The organism is Herbaspirillum robiniae (genome assembly GCF_002213415.1).
Lineage (GTDB): Bacteria > Pseudomonadota > Gammaproteobacteria > Burkholderiales > Burkholderiaceae_D > Herbaspirillum > Herbaspirillum robiniae.
Genome location: NZ_NJGU01000001.1, coordinates 876,603 through 899,182, shown reverse-complemented (window position 1 = coordinate 899,182; position 22,580 = coordinate 876,603). Strand labels below are relative to the sequence as shown.

22 protein-coding genes and 5 tRNA genes are annotated in these 22,580 nt (G+C 63.8%); 17 read left to right on the top strand and 10 right to left on the bottom strand.

The window, feature by feature from the left end:
* The first annotated feature begins 78 nt into the window (after positions 1–78).
* From apbC to CEJ42_RS03920, 10 genes are all read left to right on the top strand, one after another.
* A complete protein-coding gene (gene apbC / locus CEJ42_RS03965; RefSeq protein WP_088750072.1) occupies positions 79–1,167 on the top strand; it encodes an iron-sulfur cluster carrier protein ApbC in 1,089 nt (362 codons plus the stop codon).
* Positions 1,168–1,297: 130 nt separating this feature from the next.
* Complete coding sequence (locus CEJ42_RS03960) at positions 1,298–1,723, top strand: DUF4399 domain-containing protein (protein ID WP_079215530.1); 426 nt, start codon at positions 1,298–1,300, stop codon at positions 1,721–1,723.
* Between the two features lie 142 nt (positions 1,724–1,865).
* Entirely contained in the window at positions 1,866–3,266 is a 1,401-nt protein-coding gene (gene gltX, locus CEJ42_RS03955; RefSeq protein ID WP_079215529.1) for a glutamate--tRNA ligase, read from the top strand.
* Between the two features lie 72 nt (positions 3,267–3,338).
* A tRNA-Ala gene (locus CEJ42_RS03950) sits at positions 3,339–3,414 on the top strand.
* A gap of 69 nt (positions 3,415–3,483) precedes the next feature.
* A tRNA-Glu gene (locus CEJ42_RS03945) sits at positions 3,484–3,559 on the top strand.
* 53 nt (positions 3,560–3,612) lie between these two features.
* A tRNA-Glu gene (locus CEJ42_RS03940) sits at positions 3,613–3,688 on the top strand.
* Positions 3,689–3,752: 64 nt separating this feature from the next.
* Positions 3,753–3,828: transfer RNA gene (locus CEJ42_RS03935), tRNA-Ala, on the top strand.
* 93 nt (positions 3,829–3,921) lie between these two features.
* A tRNA-Glu gene (locus CEJ42_RS03930) sits at positions 3,922–3,997 on the top strand.
* A 494-nt stretch (positions 3,998–4,491) separates the two neighbouring features.
* The gene (locus tag CEJ42_RS03925) at positions 4,492–5,292 is read left to right on the top strand and encodes an enoyl-CoA hydratase-related protein (RefSeq protein WP_079215528.1); all 801 of its coding nucleotides are present in this window, start codon (positions 4,492–4,494) and stop codon (positions 5,290–5,292) included.
* A 102-nt stretch (positions 5,293–5,394) separates the two neighbouring features.
* A complete protein-coding gene (locus CEJ42_RS03920) occupies positions 5,395–6,648 on the top strand; it encodes an FAD-dependent oxidoreductase (RefSeq protein WP_088750071.1) in 1,254 nt (417 codons plus the stop codon).
* Between the two features lie 6 nt (positions 6,649–6,654).
* Here the strand turns inward: CEJ42_RS03920 and CEJ42_RS03915 are convergent, their stop codons facing one another.
* The 4 genes from CEJ42_RS03915 to CEJ42_RS03900 form a co-directional block, all read right to left on the bottom strand.
* Positions 6,655–7,530, bottom strand: a complete 876-nt coding sequence (locus CEJ42_RS03915) for an SDR family oxidoreductase (RefSeq protein ID WP_088750070.1) — start codon at positions 7,528–7,530, stop codon at positions 6,655–6,657.
* A 78-nt stretch (positions 7,531–7,608) separates the two neighbouring features.
* Positions 7,609–7,911 carry a 4Fe-4S binding protein gene (locus tag CEJ42_RS03910; protein WP_243397769.1) on the bottom strand — a complete coding sequence of 101 codons (303 nt, stop codon included), beginning with the start codon at positions 7,909–7,911 and terminating at the stop codon, positions 7,609–7,611.
* A gap of 2 nt (positions 7,912–7,913) precedes the next feature.
* The gene (locus CEJ42_RS03905) at positions 7,914–8,303 is read right to left on the bottom strand and encodes a hypothetical protein (protein WP_079215524.1); all 390 of its coding nucleotides are present in this window, start codon (positions 8,301–8,303) and stop codon (positions 7,914–7,916) included.
* A complete protein-coding gene (locus tag CEJ42_RS03900) occupies positions 8,303–8,890 on the bottom strand; it encodes an RNA polymerase sigma factor (protein ID WP_079215523.1) in 588 nt (195 codons plus the stop codon). Before CEJ42_RS03900 ends, CEJ42_RS03905 begins: the two co-directional genes overlap by 1 nt.
* Positions 8,891–9,121: 231 nt before the next feature.
* On the opposite strand from CEJ42_RS03900, the gene CEJ42_RS03895 reads away from it, so the two are divergent.
* Positions 9,122–10,261 (top strand): phospholipase D family protein, encoded by a 1,140-nt coding sequence (locus tag CEJ42_RS03895; protein WP_088750069.1) that lies wholly within the window; start codon positions 9,122–9,124, stop codon positions 10,259–10,261.
* 137 nt (positions 10,262–10,398) lie between these two features.
* Here CEJ42_RS03895 and CEJ42_RS03890 read toward each other — a convergent pair whose 3' ends face one another.
* Both CEJ42_RS03890 and CEJ42_RS03885 read right to left on the bottom strand, forming a co-directional pair.
* A complete protein-coding gene (locus CEJ42_RS03890) occupies positions 10,399–10,980 on the bottom strand; it encodes a DJ-1/PfpI family protein (protein ID WP_088750223.1) in 582 nt (193 codons plus the stop codon).
* Positions 10,981–11,078: 98 nt separating this feature from the next.
* The gene (locus CEJ42_RS03885; RefSeq protein ID WP_079215521.1) at positions 11,079–11,996 is read right to left on the bottom strand and encodes a LysR family transcriptional regulator; all 918 of its coding nucleotides are present in this window, start codon (positions 11,994–11,996) and stop codon (positions 11,079–11,081) included.
* 207 nt (positions 11,997–12,203) lie between these two features.
* Between CEJ42_RS03885 and CEJ42_RS03880 the strand changes: the two genes are divergently transcribed.
* From CEJ42_RS03880 to mmsB, 3 genes are all read left to right on the top strand, one after another.
* Positions 12,204–13,430, top strand: coding sequence for an ABC transporter substrate-binding protein (locus CEJ42_RS03880; protein WP_088750068.1), 1,227 nt, complete (start codon positions 12,204–12,206; stop codon positions 13,428–13,430).
* A gap of 76 nt (positions 13,431–13,506) precedes the next feature.
* Positions 13,507–15,015 carry a CoA-acylating methylmalonate-semialdehyde dehydrogenase gene (locus tag CEJ42_RS03875; RefSeq protein ID WP_088750067.1) on the top strand — a complete coding sequence of 503 codons (1,509 nt, stop codon included), beginning with the start codon at positions 13,507–13,509 and terminating at the stop codon, positions 15,013–15,015.
* Positions 15,016–15,025: 10 nt separating this feature from the next.
* On the top strand, positions 15,026–15,928 hold the full coding sequence (gene mmsB / locus CEJ42_RS03870; protein WP_088750066.1) for a 3-hydroxyisobutyrate dehydrogenase: 903 nt from the start codon (positions 15,026–15,028) through the stop codon (positions 15,926–15,928).
* Between the two features lie 451 nt (positions 15,929–16,379).
* Here the strand turns inward: mmsB and CEJ42_RS03865 are convergent, their stop codons facing one another.
* Positions 16,380–16,970, bottom strand: coding sequence for a class I SAM-dependent methyltransferase (locus CEJ42_RS03865; RefSeq protein ID WP_079215517.1), 591 nt, complete (start codon positions 16,968–16,970; stop codon positions 16,380–16,382).
* Positions 16,971–17,100: 130 nt separating this feature from the next.
* Positions 17,101–18,075: a D-erythronate dehydrogenase gene (gene denD / locus CEJ42_RS03860; protein WP_079215516.1), complete on the bottom strand. Its 975-nt coding sequence runs from the start codon at positions 18,073–18,075 to the stop codon at positions 17,101–17,103.
* A 197-nt stretch (positions 18,076–18,272) separates the two neighbouring features.
* On the opposite strand from denD, the gene CEJ42_RS03855 reads away from it, so the two are divergent.
* Positions 18,273–19,109, top strand: a complete 837-nt coding sequence (locus CEJ42_RS03855) for a FadR/GntR family transcriptional regulator (RefSeq protein ID WP_420840739.1) — start codon at positions 18,273–18,275, stop codon at positions 19,107–19,109.
* Positions 19,110–19,291: 182 nt separating this feature from the next.
* Here the strand turns inward: CEJ42_RS03855 and CEJ42_RS03850 are convergent, their stop codons facing one another.
* On the bottom strand, positions 19,292–19,867 hold the full coding sequence (locus CEJ42_RS03850) for an elongation factor P (RefSeq protein ID WP_079215514.1): 576 nt from the start codon (positions 19,865–19,867) through the stop codon (positions 19,292–19,294).
* A 123-nt stretch (positions 19,868–19,990) separates the two neighbouring features.
* The gene (gene earP, locus CEJ42_RS03845; RefSeq protein WP_088750064.1) at positions 19,991–21,172 is read right to left on the bottom strand and encodes an elongation factor P maturation arginine rhamnosyltransferase EarP; all 1,182 of its coding nucleotides are present in this window, start codon (positions 21,170–21,172) and stop codon (positions 19,991–19,993) included.
* 190 nt (positions 21,173–21,362) lie between these two features.
* On the opposite strand from earP, the gene CEJ42_RS03840 reads away from it, so the two are divergent.
* The gene (locus CEJ42_RS03840) at positions 21,363–21,836 is read left to right on the top strand and encodes a MarR family winged helix-turn-helix transcriptional regulator (RefSeq protein ID WP_237772512.1); all 474 of its coding nucleotides are present in this window, start codon (positions 21,363–21,365) and stop codon (positions 21,834–21,836) included.
* A gap of 251 nt (positions 21,837–22,087) precedes the next feature.
* Positions 22,088–22,522, top strand: coding sequence for an organic hydroperoxide resistance protein (locus CEJ42_RS03835; protein ID WP_079215511.1), 435 nt, complete (start codon positions 22,088–22,090; stop codon positions 22,520–22,522).
* Positions 22,523–22,580: the final 58 nt, after the last annotated feature.

Genomic DNA, 22,580 nt, shown 5'->3' with positions numbered 1-22,580 from the left:
GGCTCGTCCGTTGTTGTCAAGGCAAGGCGGCGCGGGGCCGATTGGGATAGACTTGCGGGTTCTGAGCAAGGAGAAACAATGAGCATCACCGTGGAAGAAATCAAGGCTGCCCTGTTGCAGGTGATCGATCCCAATACCGGGCGCGACCTGGTCAGCGGCAAGGAAGCCAAGAACATCCGCGTCGACGGCGGCCGCGTGCTGCTGGACGTGGAGCTGGGCTATCCGGGCAAAAGCCAGGTCGAGCCGATCCGCCAGCTGGTGACGGACGCCCTGGGCAAGCTGCCCGGCGTGACCGGCGTGGAGGCCAATGTCTATTTCAAGATCGTCGCGCATGCGGTGCAGCGCGGCATCAAGCTGAAGAGCAACGTCAAGAACATCATCGCGGTGGCCTCCGGCAAGGGCGGCGTGGGCAAGTCGACCACCGCGGTCAACCTGGCGCTGGCGCTGGCCGCCGAGGGCGCGCAGGTGGGCATCCTGGACGCCGACATCTACGGCCCCTCGCAGCCGATGATGATGGGCATCTCCGGCCAGCCGGAAACCCGTGACGGCAAGACCATGGAGCCGATGGAGAACCACGGCCTGCAGGTGTCGTCGATCGGCTTCATGATCGATCCCGACGAGCCGATGGTGTGGCGCGGCCCGATCGTGACCCAGGCGCTGCAGCAGCTGCTGGACCAGACCAACTGGCGCGACCTTGACTATCTGATCGTCGACATGCCCCCGGGTACCGGCGACGTGCAGCTGACGCTGTCGCAGAAGGTGCCGGTGACCGGCGCCGTGATCGTGACCACGCCGCAGGACATCGCGCTGCTGGACGCGCGCAAGGGCTTGCGCATGTTCGAGAAGGTGGGCATCCCCATCCTCGGCATCGTCGAGAACATGAGCATGCACGTCTGCTCCAACTGCGGCCATGCCGAGCCGATCTTCGGCGTGGGCGGCGGCGAGCGCATGTGCGCGGACTTTGGCGTGGATTTCCTGGGCGCGCTGCCGCTGACCATGGAGATCCGCCAGCAGACCGATTCCGGCACGCCCACCGTGGTGGCCGACCCCAACGGCAAGGTCGCCGACATTTACAAGAACATTGCGCGCCGGGTGGCGGTCAAAGTGGCCGAGAAAGCCCGCGACATGACCAGCAAGTTCCCCAGCATCGTGGTGCAGAACGACTGACGATGCGGCGGTGACGCGTGTGAGAGGGCGGCGCCGGCGGTTTTGCGGCGCCGTTTTTCCAGGGGAGCGGGTTTTCGGAGTTGTTCGTTTTTTGTGTAGGCAGTCCAACCACCATAAGAAGGAATAGACCATGATCGCTCAAGCTCATCCGCGCCTGCTTCGCGCCGTGTTCGCCGCATCGCTGCTGGCCGCGGGCCTCGCCGCCGCAAGCGCCCAGGCCGCCGACAAATCGGTATCCATCCTCGAGCCGAAGAACGGCGCCACCGTCACCAGTCCGTTCAAGGTGAAGTTCGGCGTCAAGGGCATGACCGTGCATCCGGCCAATGAAATCGTCGAAGGCACCGGCCACCATCACCTGCTGATCAACCAGGGGCCGATCAAGGCGGGCGAGCCCATCCCCATGGACGACACCCACTTGCACTATGGCAAGGGCCAGACCGAGGCCGAGGTGACGCTGCCGCCCGGCAAGTACAAGCTGACCGCGCAGTTCGCCAACGGCGCCCACCAGTCCTACGGCCCGGCCATGGCCAAGACCATCAACATCACGGTGAAGTAAGCATGGCCGCTGGCGGCGACGCTGCGGCCGGCATGGCGTGGCGGCCGCCAATGGCGGTAAAATAGCGGCTTTCCGAATGACGACCTGACCGCTGGACGGCTTTGGCATGCCAAGGCCGTTTTGGTTTTTACCTGTTCCGATCATGACCGCAACTACCGTACGTACCCGTTTCGCTCCCAGCCCCACCGGCTACCTGCACCTGGGCGGCGCCCGCACCGCGCTGTTCTCGTGGGCCTATGCCCGCCGCTTCGGCGGCACCTTCGTGCTGCGCATCGAAGATACCGACCTGGAGCGTTCGACGCCGGAAGCCGTGCAGGCCATCATCGAGGGCATGCAGTGGCTGGGCCTGGAACATGACGAAGGCCCGTTCTACCAGATGAAGCGCATGGACCGCTACCGCGAAGTGGTGGCGCAGATGCTGGAGCAGGGCACCGCCTACCACTGCTATTGCTCGCCCGAGGAAGTCGAAGCCATGCGCGAGCGCCAGCGCGCCGCCGGCGACAAGCCGCGCTACGACGGCACCTGGCGTCCGGAGCCGGGCAAGACCCTGCCGGCCATCCCTGAAGGCCGCACGCCGGTGGTCCGTTTCAAGAACCCGATCGACGGCGACGTCACCTGGAACGACGTGGTCAAGGGCCAGATCACCATCTCCAACCGCGAGCTGGACGACCTGGTCATCGCGCGCCCGGACGGCACCCCGACCTACAACTTCTGCGTGGTGGTGGACGACTGGGACATGAAGATCACCCACGTCATCCGCGGCGACGACCACGTCAACAACACCCCGCGCCAGATCAACATCCTCAAGGCCCTGGGCGGCAAGCTGCCGGAATACGGCCATGTGCCGATGATCCTGGGCGCCGACGGCGAGAAGCTGTCCAAGCGCCACGGCGCGGTGTCGGTGATGGATTACCCGGCCCAGGGCTACCTGCCCGAAGCCATGCTGAACTACCTGGCGCGCCTGGGCTGGAGCCACGGCGACGACGAGATCTTCTCGATGCAGCAGTTCTGCGAATGGTTCGACCTCGATCACCTGACCAGCTCGGCGGCGCAGTTCAATCCCGAGAAGCTGAACTGGCTCAACAACCACTACATCAAGCTGGCCGACAATGCGCGCCTGGCGACGCTGGTGCGCCCGCTGCTGGAGAAGGAGGGCGCCTCCTTCGACGGCGCGCCGGACCTGGCGGCCGTGATCGGCCTGCTGAAGGACCGTGCCAACACCGTCAACGAGATCGCCGCCGCGGCCCTGATGTTCTACCGCCAGCCGGCGCCGGAAGCGGCGCTGGTCGAGCAGCACATCACCGACGCCATCAAGCCGGCGCTGGCCGAGTTCGCGCAGCGTTGCGCCACGGTCGAATGGACCAAGGAAGCGATCGCGCCGATGATCAAGGAAGTGCTGGCCGCCCACAAGCTGAAAATGCCCCAGCTGGCCATGCCCTTGCGCCTGATCGTGGCGGGCCAGTTGCAGACCCCGGCCATCGACGCCGTGCTGCAGTTGTTCGGTCGCGACGTGGTGTCGGCGCGCCTGAAGGCTTTTGTATAAAAAATAAGGTGGATTTTCAAAAAACATGTTGTCTTTTGAAAATAGGTATTGCATAATCTCGCTTCTTCGCAAGGGGGTATAGCTCAGCTGGGAGAGCGCTTGCATGGCATGCAAGAGGTCAGCGGTTCGATCCCGCTTACCTCCACCAGCGACCCGCAGCAGTTTTGCGGTGATATTCCAAGCGAATCTTGGATGTAGAAATTAGCAGTACCGGAATGTCCCTATCGTCTAGAGGCCTAGGACATCACCCTTTCACGGTGAGTACCGGGGTTCGAATCCCCGTGGGGACGCCAGATTTCATATCGGCGTTGCAGCAGTAAAAGCAGTGCCGGTAGCAGCAGTGTATGTCCCTATCGTCTAGAGGCCTAGGACATCACCCTTTCACGGTGAGTACCGGGGTTCGAATCCCCGTGGGGACGCCAGCTTAAATGATCCGATCATTCGGGTTGTTTATAGGGCCCGCATAAGCGGGCTTTTTACTTCGCAGGGGGTATAGCTCAGCTGGGAGAGCGCTTGCATGGCATGCAAGAGGTCAGCGGTTCGATCCCGCTTACCTCCACCAGCGACCCGCAGATGTTGTGCGGTGTGATGGACCAGGCGGTTGCCTAGCCGGTCATCAGGTAAATCAGATGGAAGCAGTATCGGTACCAGATTTGTCCCTATCGTCTAGAGGCCTAGGACATCACCCTTTCACGGTGAGTACCGGGGTTCGAATCCCCGTGGGGACGCCAGGACAAGAAAAGCCCGCATTCGCGGGCTTTTTTATTTTCCGCGCCTGGCGATGTGCCGGGGCATATCGCAGGGGACTGGATAGTCTGCGCAGGCAAATGACGCCGGGCTTGCCGATGCGGTGAATCCCTCCGCCGGCGCAGCGGATATCGGGCGACCTCGGCCCGTGCGTCGCCGACAATTCACGCCAGGAACGAAGCCCGAGGCCCGCCATGCGGGCTTTTTTGTTGCCCGGCGAGGCGCGCCGTTGAACTGGCATCGAGACCACATAAAAGTCCCGGCACAGCGCTTCTCAAAAAAACGGGCATGTTCTGCTTCAAACAAGCAATCCGGACCACGTCGCTTCCCATCCAGCGAAGGCCGGGAACAGCGCCACCCAAACCAAGCTCCGTAGCACCCCAAGCAAGCAATCCACCTCACTGTCTCCAAACCAACAATCTCCACAAACTTTTTGAGCTATCCTCGACAGCAAACCAGAAATCACCCAGGAGAAACAATGTCAGCAGAAGCAGCAGCCTACCTCGACATCGACAGCCGCGGCGTGGCCACCATCACCCTGAACCGCCCCGACGTCCACAACGCCTTTGACGACAAGCTGATCGCCCACCTGATCGACCTGATCACGCAAGCCCGCGACGACCAGCGCACCCGCGTGCTGCTGCTGGCGTCCACCGGCAAGTCCTTTTCTGCCGGCGCCGACCTCGGCTGGATGCGGCGCATGGCCGACGCCACCCGCGAGGACAACCTGCGCGACGCGCGCAATCTCGCGCTGCTGATGGAGACCCTGAACAGCTTCCCAGCGCCGACCATCGCCAAGGTGCAGGGCGCGGTCATGGGCGGGGGCGTGGGACTGGTGTCGTGCTGCGACATCGCGATCGCCTCGGAGGCGGCTTTCTTCGCGCTCTCGGAAGTCAAGCTGGGCCTGGCGCCGGCCGCCATCAGCCCGTATGTCGTGGCCAAGATGGGGGTGTCGCAGGCGCGCCGCTATTTCGTTTCCGGCGAACGTTTCTCGGCCATCCGCGCCGCCGCCGTCGGCCTGGTGCATGAAGTGGTGCTGGCCACCGAACTGGACGACAAGGTCGAGCACATGCTGGCCACCTTGCTGGCCAACGGCCCGCAGGCCATGCGCGCGGCCAAGCAGTTGGCGCAGGTAGCCAATCCGTTGAAGGTCACGCCGGAGCTGGCGGAATACACCGCCGGCGTGATCGCCGACCTGCGGGCCTCGGACGAGGGCAAGGAGGGCTTGCGCGCCTTCCTGGAAAAGACTGCGCCGGCCTGGACCAGGGCCGGCAAATGATGGTGATGACACCGTATCCGCAACGACAAGAAAGGCTGCTGTGTTCCTCCCGCGCTCGTCTGTTCTCCTTCGCCTGAATCGCCGTTGCGCCCGGGTGTCCGCATGAAGCGATTGCATGTGGCCATTGCCGGCGCCGGACCCGCGGGGCTGGCGACGGCCTTGTACCTCAAACGCGCCGGCCATCGGGTGACGCTGTTTGAGCGCTTCTTGCAGCCGTCCCCGTTGGGGTCCGGCCTGATCCTGCAACCCACCGGCCTGACGGTGCTGGCCGATCTCGGTCTGTTCGAACGCATCGCCGCGCTCGGTCATCGCATCGACCGTCTTTACGGCGCCGATGCCGCCACCGGCAACACCGTGCTGGATGTGCGTTATGACGCGATCCGCGGCGGCCGCTACGGGATTGCCGTGCATCGTGCGGCGCTGTTCGGCGTGTTGTTCGAGGCGGTATTGCAAGAGGGGATAGCTATCGATACCGGTCACGACATTGCCGGCATGGACCAGCAGGGCGGGCAGGCATGGCTGCTGACTGCCGGCGGCGGCCGGCTGGGCGGCTTCGACCTGGTCATCGACGCCAGCGGCGCCCGTTCCCGATTGCGCCGCCATGCATTGCGCAGCTGCGAGCCCAGGCCCTTGCCCTACGGCGCGTTCTGGGTGTCATTGCGGGCGCAGCCGGGAGCGGCGTTCGGCGTCAATTCACTGGTGCAGCGCTATCGCCGCGCCAGCACCATGATCGGGGTGCTGCCGATCGGTCGTCCGTCCGCGCAGGACGGGCCGATGACGGCCTTCTTCTGGAGCACCAAGCCGGACGAGGTGGAACTCCTGAAGCAGGCCGGCATAGAACGGTGGAAAGACGAGATACATCGTTTGTGGCCGGAGTGCGAACCTTATCTGGCGCAGATCGCATCGTTCGAGCAGATGACGCTCGCGCGCTACGGGCATCACACCTTGCCGCTGCCCTACGGCGAAAGGCTGGCGGTGATCGGCGATGCGGCGCATTCCACCAGTCCGCAGCTGGGGCAGGGCGCCAATATGGCCCTCTTGGATGCGCGCGCGCTGGCGCATGCCTTGCAGGCATCGTCGTCGCCGGAGCAGGCATTGCCGCGTTATGCGGCGTCAAGGCGCCGCCATGTCAGGACGTTCCAGATGATGTCGGCCGCGTTCACGCCGTTCTACCAGTCCGATTCTTCCTGGCTGCCCTGGGTGCGCGACAAACTTGCCGCGCGCCTGTCGCTGGTGCCGCCGGCGCCGCAGATATTGGCTGCGATGGTGGCGGGCACGCTGGTCGATCCGTTTGCGGCTATCGGTTTGACGGAGCGTGACTGGCGCGACGGGGTGTTGCCGTTGCCGCAGACCTGAGCGGATTCAGGTTTCCATCGCATCCAGTGGCCAGGCCAGCGACAGCGGCGTCAGGCGCAGTCCGAACTCGGCCGCGGTGGCGGCGGCCGCGGCGGCATCGCGCGGGGCCGCGATGCGCGCCAGCAGGTCGCGTACCGAGCGCTGCAGCGTGGGGCAGGCCAGCGTCTGCAGCGGCGCCGTGCGCACCGTCACTTCCCCGCCGTTGGCCAGCTTCACCAGCTGCGCCAGGCTGTGTTCTTCCGGGCCGCCCAGTTCGTGGATTCCCGCCGTGCCCATGCCCAGCGCCGCCGATTCGGCAATCGTCGCCACGTCGCCCAGGTTGATGGGACGGCTGGTGCGCGTCTCGGCGCGGTCGCCGTACAAGACCACCGGCGCATCGGGCGACTGCTGCAGCAGCGCCTGTTCGAAAGGCAGCGGCTGCGGGCTGCCGCGCACCACCGGGCCGAGGCGGAAGATCACGCTGCCCGGCAATTGCCGCAGCACCTGCTCGGCCATGCCCTTGGCGCGCAGGTACCAGTTCTCGGAGCCGGCATCGGCCAGCAGCGAGGAGAAATACACCACCCGCGTGCCGCGCGCGCCCACCGCCTGCGCCACGCGGCGCGCGGTGCCGACCATGCCTTGCTCGTAGGCGCTCCAGTGATCGGCGCCGATGACGCCGGTCAGCAGCACCACCGCATCGGCGGCGGCGATGGCGTCGGCGCTTTGCGGATTGCCGGTCCAGTGGGCGATGACTTCGTCGGCGACCAGTTGCTCCGGCCGGCGCACCAGGGCGGTAGCGTGGATGCCGGAGTCGCGCAGCAGCAGGAGCAGCAGGCGGCCGGTCGGACTGTTGGCGCCGGCGACGACGACGCGGCGAACCGGTGCGGGGTGAGGCTGGTGCATGTTGGCTCCTGTCTTCGTGAGGGGAGGAGTGCGCCGGCGGCCGATCGGGCCGCGGCGCGGGCATCGTGTTGCGCCGGATCAGCGGCGCCTGAGCGTGATGGCGTGCTCCGGGCAGGCCTTGACGCACAGGCCGCAGGCGCGGCAGGCGTCGGCATTGGGCGTATAGGCGACCTGCATGCCGTGCACCCGCAGCTTCATGCGGTTGAGGAAACCCAGCGCGGCGAAATCGGCGTCGTCGATGCGGCGCACTTCGAACACGTTTTCCGGGCACACCGGCACGCAGTCGGCCTTGCCTTCGCAGCGCCCGAGGTTGACCACCGGCACGATCATGCCCGGCGGCTGCTTGCAGTTGGCCGCCTGCATCGGGAATGCGGAGCCCATGCTCATTCGTCCCGGCGTTCGGCGCGGCGGCGGCCGAACATGCACATGCGCGACTCGAAGCGCTCGCGCTCCTCCGGCGTCATCGCCTGCCAGCGCTCGCGCATGCGGCGCTTCTTCTCGTGCCAGCCGCCGTGGCGGCCGCGGAAGCCGCCGAACAGGATGCGGCACAGCACCAGCAATCCCAGCGCGCGCCAGAAACCGATGGCCGCCGCGCCCGGGAAGATGGGCGGCACCACCCAGTTCCACAGCAGCATCACCGCGCCGCCCAGCACGCCCACGCACAGCACGGCGCACACGGCCTTGAGCAGGAACCCCATGCGCAAGCGGCGCGGCCGCCTGGCCGGCATCCATTGCGGCGGCTGTTGCTTGTCCTGATCCAGATCTTGATCCATCACATCTCCAATTCGTCATAAACCGCCTGCAGCCGCTCGCGCAGGTGCAGGACCGCATAGCGCTTGCGCGCCAGCAGGGTATTGAGGCTGGTGCCGGAAGCGGCCGCCATTTCCTTGAAGCTGATGCCGTCGAGCTCATGCGCGACGAACACCTCGCGTTGGTTTTCAGGCAGCTCGTCGAGCGCCTGCTGCAGCGTTTCCAGCATCACCGAGCGGACATAGGCCGCCTCCGGGCCGTCGTCGCCGGCCGGCAGGACCAGGTCCAGCCGCCATGCGCCGTCGGCCGCCTCGAAGTCTTCGGCGTCGCCGGGTTCGGCCAGCGGCTCCTCTTTCTTCTTGCGGAAGCGGTCGATGATGCGGTTGCGGGCCACGCGGAACAGCCAGGCGCTGACCTGCTCGATCGGTTCGGGCAGGCGATACGCGCGGACGAACTCGTGGAACACATCCTGGAGGATGTCCTCGGCTTCGCCGGCGTCGGCCACGCGGCGGCGGATGAAGCCGCCCAGCCGCGCGCGTTCGCGCAGCACGGTGGCGGTAATCTCGCTGTCCTTGTCGCTCATTGCCTGATGGTTGGGAATCGACTGCATGCCCTGAAGACGGATCATCTCCGGGCATATTGTGCGGCCGCGAAAAAATCGTCGATGGAAAGCGCCGATTCTAGCGGCTGCAGCAATTACTGTGGCAGAACAGCAAACCAGAGAGGGGGAGCATGTTGGTAACATTTGTATGAGCAAGAGCGATTTGGCATGAGCTGAGCAGTTCGCCATATTCGATTAATATCGACGGCGATATGTTTCTGTTAATCAAGGGGGAGTCGAATGGAATTATTGCTTCATACGCCAAGCGGTACCGGGCGCTTGGCAGATATTTATAGGGATGCTTTTTCCAGTGCCGTCGAGTTGTTCGTGGTAACGGCATATCTGACCGAATGGGACAAAAGTCTCGCCCTGAACCCTGAATGCAAGAGGTTTCGGATGATCATCGGGAAGGATTTTGGAATTACAAGAAAAGCTGCTTGTGAAGATGTGATGACTTGGTTGCCCGCGCGCAGGAAAAGCCAATTTCTCGTTGCGGATTCATTGATGGGGTTTCATCCCAAGGCTGTTTTTTGGCGAGATCAGGCAGGAAGGCATTTTGCCATTGTGGGTTCGTCAAACCTGACCAAGGCTGCATTCGACTCGAATTACGAAGTGAACATATTTTCAACTATTTCTGCAAAGGATTTTGAGAGTGCCAAAAACTGGATTTCTGAAATAGAAGAAGCCTCCGTGCCGGTGTCGGAGGATTGGTTGGATGAGTACAAAGAAGCTCCAAGAAATGCGAGTCATACGGCCAGAAGGGGAACTGCCTCTTCCGAGGGCGCTCTTGTTTCGTTCAAGTTGCCCAAGCCCAAAGGAATGCGCGAGTACATTGAGAGGCGCAGGGGGCAGATAGCTGCATATCAACGCAGCCGGTCTCGCTTGCTCGCGATATTCAGGAAGTGCGCAAATGGATCTATATCGTCTGAAGACTTCTATGAAAAACTCCAGGAGCGCTGGAACTCCGAAATCGGCAATCGCCTGCAAGGTGCAGGTTGGGAGCGGAGGGGGAAATCGAGTAATTTCCAAGAGCTTGCGCGCAGTTATCTGAAGATCTTTCAGGCAACGAAGCAAGAAAGGGATGATGTGGTTTCGCAAGAGATAGATCGCTTATGCGAACTTGGAAATTCCTCTCGCGCCTCATTCTTGTCGGAAATGCTCTGCCTGGAGTTTCCCTTTTTGTATCCAGTGTTGGACAAACCGGTCCGGACTTACCTGAAAGTGATCCGATTCAGGGCTCCGCGTGGAGCCAGCGAAGGTGCGCGATATATTGATTTGGCAAAGAAGCTCCGTGCTGCCATCACGCAAAACCCACACCACATGGCCAAGAGTCTCGCAGAACTTGATACCGTAATATGGCTAGAGTACGGGGACAAATAGTCTGGATGTGCGCCGGTTCATGTTGAGCACGGAGCAGATTCGACTGGTCGACGAACGCCAGCGCTGCTTCGCAGAGCGCACGGGAAAAATAAAAACGCACCACGATGGGTGCGTTTTCCTTGTTGGTGGCCCGGAAATCAGAGCTCGATCTTCGTCCCCAGCACCGTCAGGAACTGCGCCAGCCAGGCCGGATGCGCGGGCCATGCCGGCGCGGTCACCAGCTTGCCGTCGGTGATGGCGGCGTCCACCGCGATGTCGGCGAACTGGCCGCCGGCCAGCTTCACTTCCGGCGCGCAGGCCGGATAGGCCGAGACCTTCTTGCCTTCCAGCACGCCGGCCGCAGCCAGCACCTGCGGGCCGTGGCAGACCGCGGCGATCGGCTTGTCGGCCTTGGCGAAACCTTGCACCAGCTCTATCACCTTGGGGTTCAGGCGCAGGTATTCGGGGGCGCGGCCGCCGGCCACCACCAGCGCGTCGTAGCCGGCGGCGCTGACCTCGTCGAAGCTGGCGTTGAGGGCAAAGTTGTGGCCCGGCTTTTCGGTATAGGTCTGGTCACCCTCGAAGTCGTGGATGGCGGTCTTGACCTTGTCGCCGGCCTTCTTGCCGGGGCACACGGCGTGCACCGTATGGCCGACCATCTGCAGCGCCTGGAAGGGCACCATGGTCTCGTAGTCTTCGGCGAAATCACCGGTCAACAACAGGATTTTCTTCGCTGCCATCTTCATCTCCTTGGAGGGTAGGCCGGGTCCGGCCGGCTTTGCAGCCGGCTTTCCGGCGGGGTTAAACCGATTTGACGCTGGCGCTGACCGATCGGGGATCAGGCCTGCCAGCGCATCTGACGCGAATCGCCCATCAAAAAATCCCGGTTCATCTCCACGCATTCGCGCAGGTAGCTCCACAGCGCGGAGACGCGCGCGACATGGCGCTGCTCGGCGGAAGCCACCAGCCAGAAGGTGCGGGTGATGGCCACCTCGTCCTCCAGCACCGGCGCCAGCTGGTCCGACTGCTGGGCCAGGAAGCAGGGCAGGATGGCCAGCGCGCGGCCGGCGCAGGCGGCCGTGTATTGCGCCACCACGCTGGTGCTGCGAAAGGCCCGGAAGGAATCGGGAGCGACCGTGTCCTTGTAGCGCAATTCCTCGCTGAACACCAGATCGTCGATGTAGCCGATGAAGTTGTGCCGCTCCAGGTCGGCCAGCCTGCGGATGGGCGGGTGCTTGTCCAGGTACTCGCGCGTGGCGTAGAGCTTCAGCACATAGTCGGACAGTTTTGTGACCACGTAATTACCGGACAGCGGGCGCTCGATGGAGACGCTGATGTCGGCCTCGTGCTTGGAGAGATTCACGAAGCGCGGCATCGGCAGCATGTCCACCGTGATGTGCGGGTTGCGCGCGCAGAAGTGGGCGATGTGCGGCGCCAGCACGAAGGTGCCGAAGCCTTCGGTGGCGCCCAGACGCACCTGGCCGGAGAGCTTGCTGTTGTGTCCGCCCAGCTCTTCGGCGGCGGCGTAGACGGTGCTTTCGATCTTTTCGGCGTACTCCACCAGCCGGTAGCCGTCGGCGGTCAGCTTGTAACCGTGGTTGTTGCGGTCGAACAGCTGGCTGCCGACCTGTTCCTCGAAGCGCTTCATGCGGCGCGACACCGTGGAGTGGTCGATGCCCAGCTTCTTGGCGGCGTCCACCAGCCCCTGGCTGCGCGTGAGTTCGAGAAAGATCCTGAGGTTGTCCCAGTCCAGCATGCGGTCTCCTGCGGGCGGTTTTATCGTGTTTTGCATTGGTGCAAAAGCATTTTGGATTTATGTTTATTGTACCGATATTAACGCACATGCAAAATGCACCTGCTGCAGAGGAAACAGGCTTTCCGGCAGCAGGAGGAATGCGGCATGACCCGGCGTCGACGTAACGCCGGGCGTGACCGACAAAAATGACAATATCAAGGAGACAAAATGCGTAAGAACGTACTCGGCCGTTCCGTCATGGCCGCTGCTGTTGCCTGTGCGATTTCCCTGTTTGGCGCCCCGGTCATGGCGCAGGACGCCAACACGGTCAAGGTCGGCATCCTGACCGACATGTCCGGCCCGTACTCCGCCATGGGCGGCCAGGGTTCGGTGGTGGCCGCCAAGATGGCGGTGGAAGACTGCCTCAAGGCCGAATGTAAAGGCATGAAGATCGAGATCCTCTCGGCCGACAACCAGAACAAGCCCGATGTGGGCGTGACCCGCGCGCGCGAGTGGCTGGACCGCGACAAGGTCGAGGCCATCGCCGACCTGACCAACTCCTCGGTGGCGCTGGCGGTGCAAAAGCTGATCAAGGAAAAGGGCGGCATCGCCATGTACAGCGGCCCGGCGACCGGCGCGCTGACGACCGCCGAATGCGCCACCAACGGCTTCCACTGGATGTTCGACACCTACTCGCAGGCCGCCGGCGCGGCTGCCGCGCTGACCAAGCTGGGCAACAAGTCGTGGTACTTCGTCACCGTCGACTACGCCTTCGGCCACTCGCTGGAGAAGGACGCGGCCGATGTCGTCAAGGCCAACGGCGGCACCGTGGTGGGCTCGGTGCGCCATCCGCTGAACGCCTCGGACTTCTCGTCCTTCCTGCTGCAGGCGCAGGCTTCCAAGGCGCAAGTGATCGGCCTGGCCAACGGTGGCACCGACGTGGTCAACGCCATCAAGCAGGCGCGCTCGTTCGCGGTGGGCGGCAAGGACCAGCGCCTGGTGGCGCTGCTGGTGTTCCTGTCCGATGTCCACGCGCTGGGCCTGGATGCGGCCCAGGGCCTGGTCTACACCGACGGCTTCTACTGGGACTACGATGAGCAGACCCGCGCCTTCTCCAAGCGCTTCGAGGCGCAGTTCAAGAACAACAAGCCGACCATGGTGCAGGCCGGCGTGTATTCCAGCGTGTTGCATTTCCTGAAGGCGCGCGCCGCCGCCAAGACCGCCGACTGGAAGGTGGTCTCGCAGAAGATGCGCGAGATCCCGATCTCCGACGTGGTCATGCGCAACGCCTCGATCCGTCCGGACGGCCGCGTGATCCACGACATGTACCTGTACCAGGTCAAGACCCCGGCCGAATCCAAGGCGCCGTGGGACTACCTCAAGCTGCTGTCGGTGATTCCGGCCCAGCAGGCTTTCCGTCCGATGGACGCGGCCTGCCCGCTGGTCAAGCAGTAACCGTTCTCGCCGGGGCGGCGCACCCTTCATCTCCGCGTCGCCCCGGTCTTTCTTTCTTATCTATGGAAACCGCATCATGAGCCAAGCCAACATTCCCAACGTTCCCCTTTATCTCAACGGCGAGAAGGTGCAGTCGACCTCCAAGGAGTGGCGCGACGTGAAGAACCCGGCGACCCAGGAAGTGGTCGCCCGCGTGCCGTTCGCCACGAAGGAGGAAGTCGACCGCGCCGTGGCCAACGCCAAGGAAACTTTCAAGACCTGGCGCAACACCTCGTTGGCGCAGCGCATGCGCATCATGCTGAAGTTCCAGCAGCTGCTGCGCGAGAACATCGGCCCGTTGGCCGAACTGATCACCCGCGAGCACGGCAAGACCCTGCCCGACGCCGAAGGCGAAGTCATGCGCGGCCTGGAAGTGGTGGAGCACGCCTGCTCGATCACCTCGCTGCAGCTGGGCGAGCTGGCCGAGAACGTGGCCGGCGGCGTCGACGTCTACACCATCTACCAGCCGCTGGGCGTGGGCGCGGGCATCACCGCCTTCAACTTCCCGGTGATGCTGCCTTGCTTCATGTTCCCCATCGCCGTGGCGTGCGGCAACACCTTCGTGCTCAAGCCCTCTGAGCAGGACCCGACGTCGTCGCTGTTCCTGGTCGAACTGGCCAACCAGGCCGGCCTGCCGCCGGGCGTGCTGAACGTGGTGCACGGCGGCCCGGATGTGGCCAACATGATCTGCGACCATCCCGACATCAAGGCGGTCTCCTTCATCGGCTCGACCCATGTCGGCACCCACGTCTATCGCCGCGCCAGCGAAGCCGGCAAGCGCGCGCAGTGCATGATGGGCGCCAAGAACCACTGCATCGTGCTGCCGGATGCGCCCAAGGACCAGGCCATCAACAACCTGCTGGGCGCGGCCTTCGGCGCCGCCGGCCAGCGCTGCATGGCCAACTCGGTGGTGGTGCTGGTCGGCAAGACGAAGGAGTGGATCCCGGAAATCGTCGAGCGCTCCAAGGCCATGAAGGTCGGCCCCGGCAGCGATCGCAAGGCCGACGTCGGCCCGCTGGTGTCGGCCGCCGCCAAGGAGCGTGTTGAACGCCTGATCGGCAAGGGGGTCGAGCAGGGCGCCAAGCTGCTGCTGGACGGCCGCAACTTCAAGGTGGCCGGCAGCGAGAACGGCAACTTCGTCGGCCCGACCGTATTTACCGGCGTGAAGGCCGAGATGGACATCTACACCCAGGAAATCTTCGGCCCGGCCATGTGCATCGTCGAAGTGGAGACGCTGGATGAGGCGATCGCCTTCATCAACGCCAACCCCAACGGCAACGGCACCTCGATCTTCACCAGCTCGGGCTATGCCGCGCGCAAGTTCCAGAACGAGATCGACGTCGGCCAGGTCGGCATCAACGTGCCCATTCCCGTGCCCGTCGCTTACTTCAGCTTCACCGGCTCGCGCGCCTCGAAGCTGGGCGACCTGGGGCCCAACGGCAAGCAGGCCGTGACCTTCTGGACCCAGACCAAGACCGTCACCTCGCGCTGGTACGCGCCCGACGAGGAAGCCGGCCAGGTCAACACCACCATCACCCTGAAGTAAGGAGACCGCCATGAGCGCCAACATCGCCAACGTTGTATTTATCGGCCTGGGCAACATGGGCCTGCCGATGGCGCAGAACCTGGTCAAGGCAGGGTTCTCGGTCAGCGGCCACGACCTGGTCAAGGCCAGCGTCGACAAACTGGTGGAAATCGGCGGCAAGACCGAGGCCGACTCGATGGCGGCGGCGGCCAAGGCCGACGTCATCATCACCATGCTGCCGGCCAGCAAGCATGTCGAGTCGCTCTACCTGGGCGACAAGGGCTTGTTGGCCTGCGCCAAGCCGGGCGCCTTGCTGATCGACTGCTCCACCATCGCGCCGGAAGCGTCGCGCAAGGTGGCGGCGGCGGCCGGCGCGAAGGGTTTCGAGATGCTCGACGCCCCGGTCTCCGGCGGCACCAACGGCGCCGCCGCCGGCACGCTGACCTTCATGGTCGGCGGCAGCAAGTCCGCCTTCGACGCCGCCCAGCCTTACCTGCAGAAGATGGGTAAAGCCATCTACCACGCCGGCGACAGCGGCAGCGGCCAGACCGTCAAGGTGTGCAACAACATGCTGCTGGGGATCCTGATGATCGGCACCTCCGAGGCGATCCGCCTGGGCGTGGCCAACGGCATGGATCCCAAGGTGCTGTCCGAGATCATGTCCAAGAGCTCGGGCCGCAACTGGACGCTGGAGGTGTACAACCCCTGTCCCGGCGTGATGGACACCTCGCCGGCGTCGAAGGGCTACGCGGGCGGTTTCGGCGTGGATCTGATGCTCAAGGACCTGGGCCTGGCCGTGGAAAACGCGCTGGCCACCGGCAGCGCCATCCCGCTGGGCGCGGCGGCGCGCAACCTGTACGACATCCACAGCAAGAACGGATCCGGGAAGCTGGATTTTTCGAGCATCTTCAACCTGCTGGGGAAGGCGCAGTAAGGGCTGGAAATCCGGTCCGTTTGATCTCCGAGGAAGTAATTCTTACGCGGCTTCGGCCGCGTTTTTTTTCGGGTGGATCGGCGCTGATTCGCACCCGCGGTGGTTCGTCAGTCTGATTGGCGTGGTCCTGATGAAAGTCGGGCTCGCGTGTCGTTCAACGGCTGTCGGATCGCGACGAAAGCCGCTGGATCCCGGCTTGCGCCGGGATGACGGAGGAGATGAGGAGGCGTGAGTCTGCTGAAGGAGGAGTTGTCCCTGCGAAGGGAGGGCGATCCCTCGAAGGCCGAGCTGGATCCACGAAGGGGTGAATTGATTGCGCTAAGGGGTGATGCACCTATTGAGCGTCGTCCTGACGAAAGTCAGGACCCAGTGTCGTTTGGCGGCCGTCGGCTCACGACGAAAGTCGCTGGAAAGGAGAAAATCCGAAGACGACGGCAAGTCCCTCGCAGCATCAGGCCGGCTTTCGCGCCACCAGCCTGTGGATCACCTTCCCCGAGGACTCGCTCACCACCTCCTCGTCCAGCAGCAGCGCGCAGCCCTGCAGCGCGTCGCGCACCACGCCGGCGTCGAAGGCGGCATACAGGCGGTCGTGCTTGTCGCGCTGGTCCGCATCCCTGGTCACGCGCCAGCTCAGGTAGAGCACGCCGCCGGGTTTGAGGATGGCCAGCATGCGCTGCACCGACGGCAGGATGTCGGCAGCCGGCAAATGCATGATGACGGTTTCGCACAGCAGGTTGTCGTAGCCGGCGTCGGCGATGCCTTCGAGTTCCGGCAGCGGTGCGCAGGTGAAGCGCGATGCCGGATAGCGTCGGCGCGCTTCCTGCAGCAAGCCTTCGGACGCATCGTAGCCGTGCGCCGGATAGCCGTTGGCGTCCAGCCAGCCGACTTCGCGGCCGCTGCCGCAACCGATGTCGGCGCAGCTGCCGGGCGTGAAGAAGCGGCGCACGATGGCGTGCAGATCGGCCGGCGCGGGCTGGTCGTGCCAGTCCTGGGCGAAGGCGGCGGCGTTGCCGTCATAGGCGGCGAGGGTGGCTTTGTCCATGTCTATCCCGTTGGCGTTTGTCGTTGTTCTGCGCGGTTTCGCGGCTGTGCTCCATTCCCCGATTATGCCCGCCAAAAGAAAACGGCGCCCCGAGGGGCGCCGCTTCAGGCTGGGCGAATGGCGCCCGTGCTTACTTCTTCACTTCATCGGCGATGTGCGCGCGGATGATGTCGGCGAAGTTGGCGTCGGCGGTGAAGCCCAGCGCCTTGGCGCGCTTGGCTTCGAACTTGCCGGGCCAGGAGTTGACGATGCGCTTGATGGCTTCGTCTTCCTTCCATTCGATCAGCTTGACCACGTCGGCGCCGGCGACTTCTTCCAGCGCGGCGACCATGTCCTTGACGGTCACGCACAGGCCGTCGATGGAGAGGAAGCGGGCCAGGCCGAGGTCGGCGCCGTTGATTTCATGGCCGTGGATCAGGTTGGCGATGGCCTGGCGCGGCGACATCAGCCACATGCGGGTGTCCGGGCCGACCGGGCATACCGAGGGCTGGCCGTTGAGCGGTTCGCGGATGATGCCGGAGGCGAAGCTGGAGGCCGCCTTGTTGGGCGCGCCCGGGCGCACCGAGATGGTCGGCATGCGCAGCGCGCGGCCGTCGATGAAGCCCTTGCGGCTGTAGTCCTGCACCATCAGCTCGCCCATCACCTTTTGCGCGCCGTAGGAGCTTTGCGGCATCAGCAGGGTGTTGTCGGGCACTTCGGCCGGCAGCTCGCCGCCGAACACCGCCACCGAGCTGGTGAACACCACGCGCGGCTTGGTACCCAGCGCGCGGGCGCGTTCCAGGATCACGCGGGTGGCGTCGAAGTTGATCTTCATGCCGAGGTCGAAGTCGGCTTCGGCGTGGCCGCTGACGATGGCGGCCAGGTGGAAGATGGATTGCGTGTCGGCAGTGATCACGCGCTCGATCACGGCGGCGTCGGCGATGTCGCCGGTCACGGCCTCGATGCGCGGGTCGTCGAAGCCTTGCGCGGGCACCACGTCGAGCAGGGTGATGCGCTTGATTTCCTGCTGCTTGCCGTCGCGGCCGGTCAGTGCGCCGCGCTGCAGCAGCTGGCGCGCCAGCCGGCTGCCCAGGAAGCCGGCGCCGCCGGTGATGACGATATGCATGTGTTCTCCTCGTTGGTCTGGTAGGGGAAAGTCTCTGTCTGAAAACCTGTGCAACGCCGCCGCGCGGGCAACCCGGCCCGACCGGCCGGCAAGCGTACTCAGCGATTATAGCAGAAAGTTGTCATACAACTTTTGCGAAAACGCGGAAAAGATTTGCGGCTTTCCACAGCGGGGAGGGCGCGCCAAAAGCGGTATCATTGCGCGCCATGAAGACTACCGACGCCAAGATTGCCGCCCCGATCGCTCCCCCGGCCCGCCCGACCGGCCGGGGCAAGGCCACCCTGGCCGACCATGTGACCAGCGTGCTGGCGCAGCAGATCCGCGACGGCGAGTTCGCGCCCGACGCGCGCCTGCCGTCGGAGATGGAGCTGACCGAGCGTTTTGCGGTGAGTCGCACGGTGATCCGCGAGGCCATCTCGCGCCTGAAATCCGAAGGGCTGGTCGGTTCGCGCCGCGGCAGCGGCACGGTGGTGCTGGGGGCCAATACGGCCACGCCGTTCCGCCTGGACATGCAGGTGGACGATGTGCGCGACTCCATCCAGGCGGTGCTGCGGGTGATCGAGCTGCGCCGCGGCGTGGAAGGGGAGATGGCGGCGCTGGCGGCGCAGCGGCGCACCAGGGCGCAAAGCCAGGCGATCCAGCAGGCGCTCAAGGCGATCGACAAGGCCACCGCGGAGGGCCGGGACGGCGTGCAGGAAGACTTCGCCTTCCACGCAGCGATCTCCAACGCCGCCCACAATCCGCTCTATACCTCGCTGGTGCAGTTCCTGAGCCAGTTCCTGCATGCCGCCATCCGGGTGGCGCGGGTCAACGAGGCGCGTCGCAGCGATTTCAGCCAGCAGGTGCGCAGCGAGCATGCCGCCATCGCAAAGGCGATCGCCGACGGCGACCCGGCGGCGGCGCGCGCGGCGGCGTTGCAGCATATGGAGAATTCGGCGCAGCGCATCCAGGCGGCCGACTGCGAGTTCTGGGACAGCGCGGACGGCCAGGAGGCGGTGCGGGACCTGGCGCAGGTCAAGGGCGCGGAGCAATGAGCTGAGTGTTGCCCGGTCCGGTCCGGTCCGGCCCGGCGCCGGGCGTCGTTGCGTGCGCCGGCATGGATGTGTCGATGGGGCGGCGTACCGGTTCCGTCAATCGCCGACAAATCGCCGACAATCCGGACGGGCATAAAAAAACGCTGCACAAGGCAGCGTTTTTTCATTGCATCGACGCAGAATCAACCGCGGACGACCTTCTTGTACTCGTTGGTACGGGTGTCGATTTCGATGTCGTCGTCCTGGCTGACGAACAGCGGGACCATCACGACGATCTGGTTGGCTTCGATGGCGTTTTCGATCTTGGCTTCCTTCAGGACGTTGCCCGAAGTGTTGCCCTTGACTGCCGGCTCCGAGTAGGCAACCTTGCGCACGATGGTGGTCGGCATTTCAACCGAGATCGCCTTGCCGTCGTAGAACACGGCTTCGCACTGCATGCCGTCCTTCAGGTAACCGATGGCGTCGCCCATGTTCTCGCCTTCGATTTCGTACTGGTTGTACTCTTCGTCCATGAAGACGAACAGCGGGTCGGCGAAGTACGAATAGGTGACCGGCTTCTTGTCCAGCACCACCACGTCGAACTTGTCGTCGCCGCGGAAGACGCTTTCCATCGGGGTGTTGGTCAGCAGGTTCTTCATCTTCCACTTGTAGGTGAAACCGGTGCGGGAGGAACCGTTGACGTCCGAACGCAGGACGATCATGGGCTTGCTGTCGACCATGATGATGTTGCCGACGCGGACTTCTTTTGCAAATTTCATAGCGGTATATGTCGTGATAAGTAGGTTGCTTCAACTTTCAGTAGCCCACTGGCAAAACTTCACCGCAAGCCCACGTATGATTGAATTCCAAAACTGCATTAAAGCTTAGCCCGATATTCTAACCTATTTTCCCTCTTGTTCCACCACCAGCCGGGCGGCGAAGCGCAGCAAATTGGCAATGAAGTCGCCATTTGCCAACATCTTGTGCAGCCACTGCTGGGCCGCGCCGGTCAGTCCGGGCAACTCGTCGCGCAGCGCCTGCCAGCTTGCCATCCAGTCAACCTCGTCATGGTTGGCGCCGTTCCAGGCGCGATTGGCGTCGATCAGCGCCGGCGTGGCGGCGTCATAGATCTTGAGGAAAGCGTTGAGCTTGGTGTGGTGCAGGTTCTTGTCCTGCTTGTAGATGTTCCAGATGAAGGGCTTACCGGCCCATTGCGCGCGGGAAAAGGAATCTTCGCCGCGCACGAAGTTGAGGTCGCAGCTCCACAGCAGGCGGTCGTAATCGGTCTGCGGCACGAAAGGCAGCACCCGCAGCGACAGCGCATCACGGGTCGCCGCCGCGCCCGGCACCGCAGGCGCGCCGAGAAAGGCTTCGACGGCATCGCGCGCCACGCCCTCGGGCACCAGGCAGGTGACCGGCGCCGACGAGGCGCGCCACGCCCCGAGCAGCTCGGGCACCGGCGCGTAGTCGTAGCAGAACAGCGAGACTTTCAGGCCTTGCTGTTCTTGCGGCGTCACGCCGAGGCGCTGCAGGAATTGTCCGGCCAGGCCTTCCTGCTGGAACGCCTGGCGCTGCGCCTCGAGATCCCGCTCGAAGCTGAGGCCGCCGGTGCGCTCGTTGAAGCCGGGGAAGAAGAAATACTTGGTCAGCTTCAGGCTGCGGTGCGGCGAGGGCAGGGTGTGGCAGCCCTCCACCCATGGCTCCGCCGACAGGCCTTCCAGGTTGAACCATATCGGCTTGACGGCGCGTTGCGCCATCGCTTCCACATAGCCGGGCGGGATCTCGCAGCCGAAGAACTCGATCACGATGTCGGCCACGTCGCCGGCCGCATAGGCGCCATCCTGGCCGGCCCAGTGCCTGACGGTCACGCCGGCCACCTGCTGCAGTTGCGCGGCCGCATCCACCTCCGGCCAGATCCGCTTGAAGCTGGCCAGGTCGTCCACCCACAGCCGCACGGCGATGCCGTGCTCGTGCGCGAACTGCCGCGCCAGGCGCCAGCAGATGCCGATGTCGCCATAGTTGTCGACCACCCGGCAGAACAGGTCCAGGGTCTTGAGCGGATTGAGGGGGAGGGCGTCTTGCATGGGCAGCTGCGGCGCAAAGCCGGAAGGGGCGAAAAGACCGAAAAGGCCGGAAAAGTCGGGGAACGCGCGAATGATACCCAAACTCGGTGGACGGCGGGCGAGGGGCGTGAAATGGATTTGAACGACAAATTCAAAAATATTCGATTTAAATAGCTTGCAATTTAATTTTGAGCGTTTTAATATGCATGCCATGGACAACGCACACACACCGAAGCTGCCGGACGCGCTGATCGATGAAGCCCTGCTTCTCGACAACCAGCTGTGTTTCGCCATGTATTCGGCGTCCCTGGCGATGACCAAGGCGTACAAAAAGATCCTCGGCGCGCTCGATATCACCTATCCTCAATACCTGGTGATGATGGTGCTGTGGGAGAAGGACCAGATCACCGTATCCGAGCTGGGCAGCCGCCTGTTTCTCGATTCCGGCACGCTGACCCCGCTGTTGAAGCGCATGGAAACCATGGGCCTGCTGCACCGGGCGCGCGACGCCGGCGACGAACGCCGCGTGGTGGTGACCCTGAGCGATGGCGGCCGCGCCCTGCGCGAACGCGCCAGGGCAGTGCCGGTGAAGATGAGCTGCATGCTGCCGCCGCTGGAGCAGGTGCAAAAACTGGTGACCGACCTGAAGGATGTACGCAAGAATCTGCTGGACGGCGAGCAATGACGGCGCCGGCAAGCGCGACAGCGTTTTTTGTTGTTCAAATTAGGTTGCTCACAATTTTATTGTAAATAATATATTTATTTGTTGAAGCCGGCCCTGGCAAGCAGGGCCATGCAAGACTAAGCAAGCCTAAGCAAGACTAAGCAAGACTAAGCAAGAAGCAGCACCTGTAGATCCGTAGCAGCAAATGGCGAATCTTTCGCCGCACACACTCTCAAAGTTGCCCTTAACCTGAAAACCAGAAAGGAAATACCATGCCCTCCGACAAGATCCAGAAAGCCCTGTACACCGCCACCGCCACCGCCACCGGCGGCCGTGAAGGCGCAGCCAAGTCCTCCGACGGCGTGCTCGACGTCAAGCTGTCCACCCCCAAGGAACTGGGCGGCGCCGGCGGCCCGGGCACCAACCCCGAGCAACTGTTCGCAGCCGGCTACTCGGCTTGCTTCCTGGGCGCGCTGAAGTTCGTCGCCGGCCAGGCCAAGGTCGCCCTGCCTGCCGACGCCAGCATCACCGGCAAGGTCGGCATCGGCCAGATCCCGGCCGGTTTCGGCATCGAAGCCGAACTCAACATCTCGCTGCCGGGCGTGGACCGCGCCGTGGCGCAAGATCTGGTGAACAAGGCGCACCAAGTGTGCCCGTACTCCAACGCCACCCGTGACAACATCAACGTCACCCTGAACCTGGTGTAATCGAACACCAGGCTGCGGCCGAAAAAAAGCCCCGCGAAGCGATTCGCGGGGCTTTTTG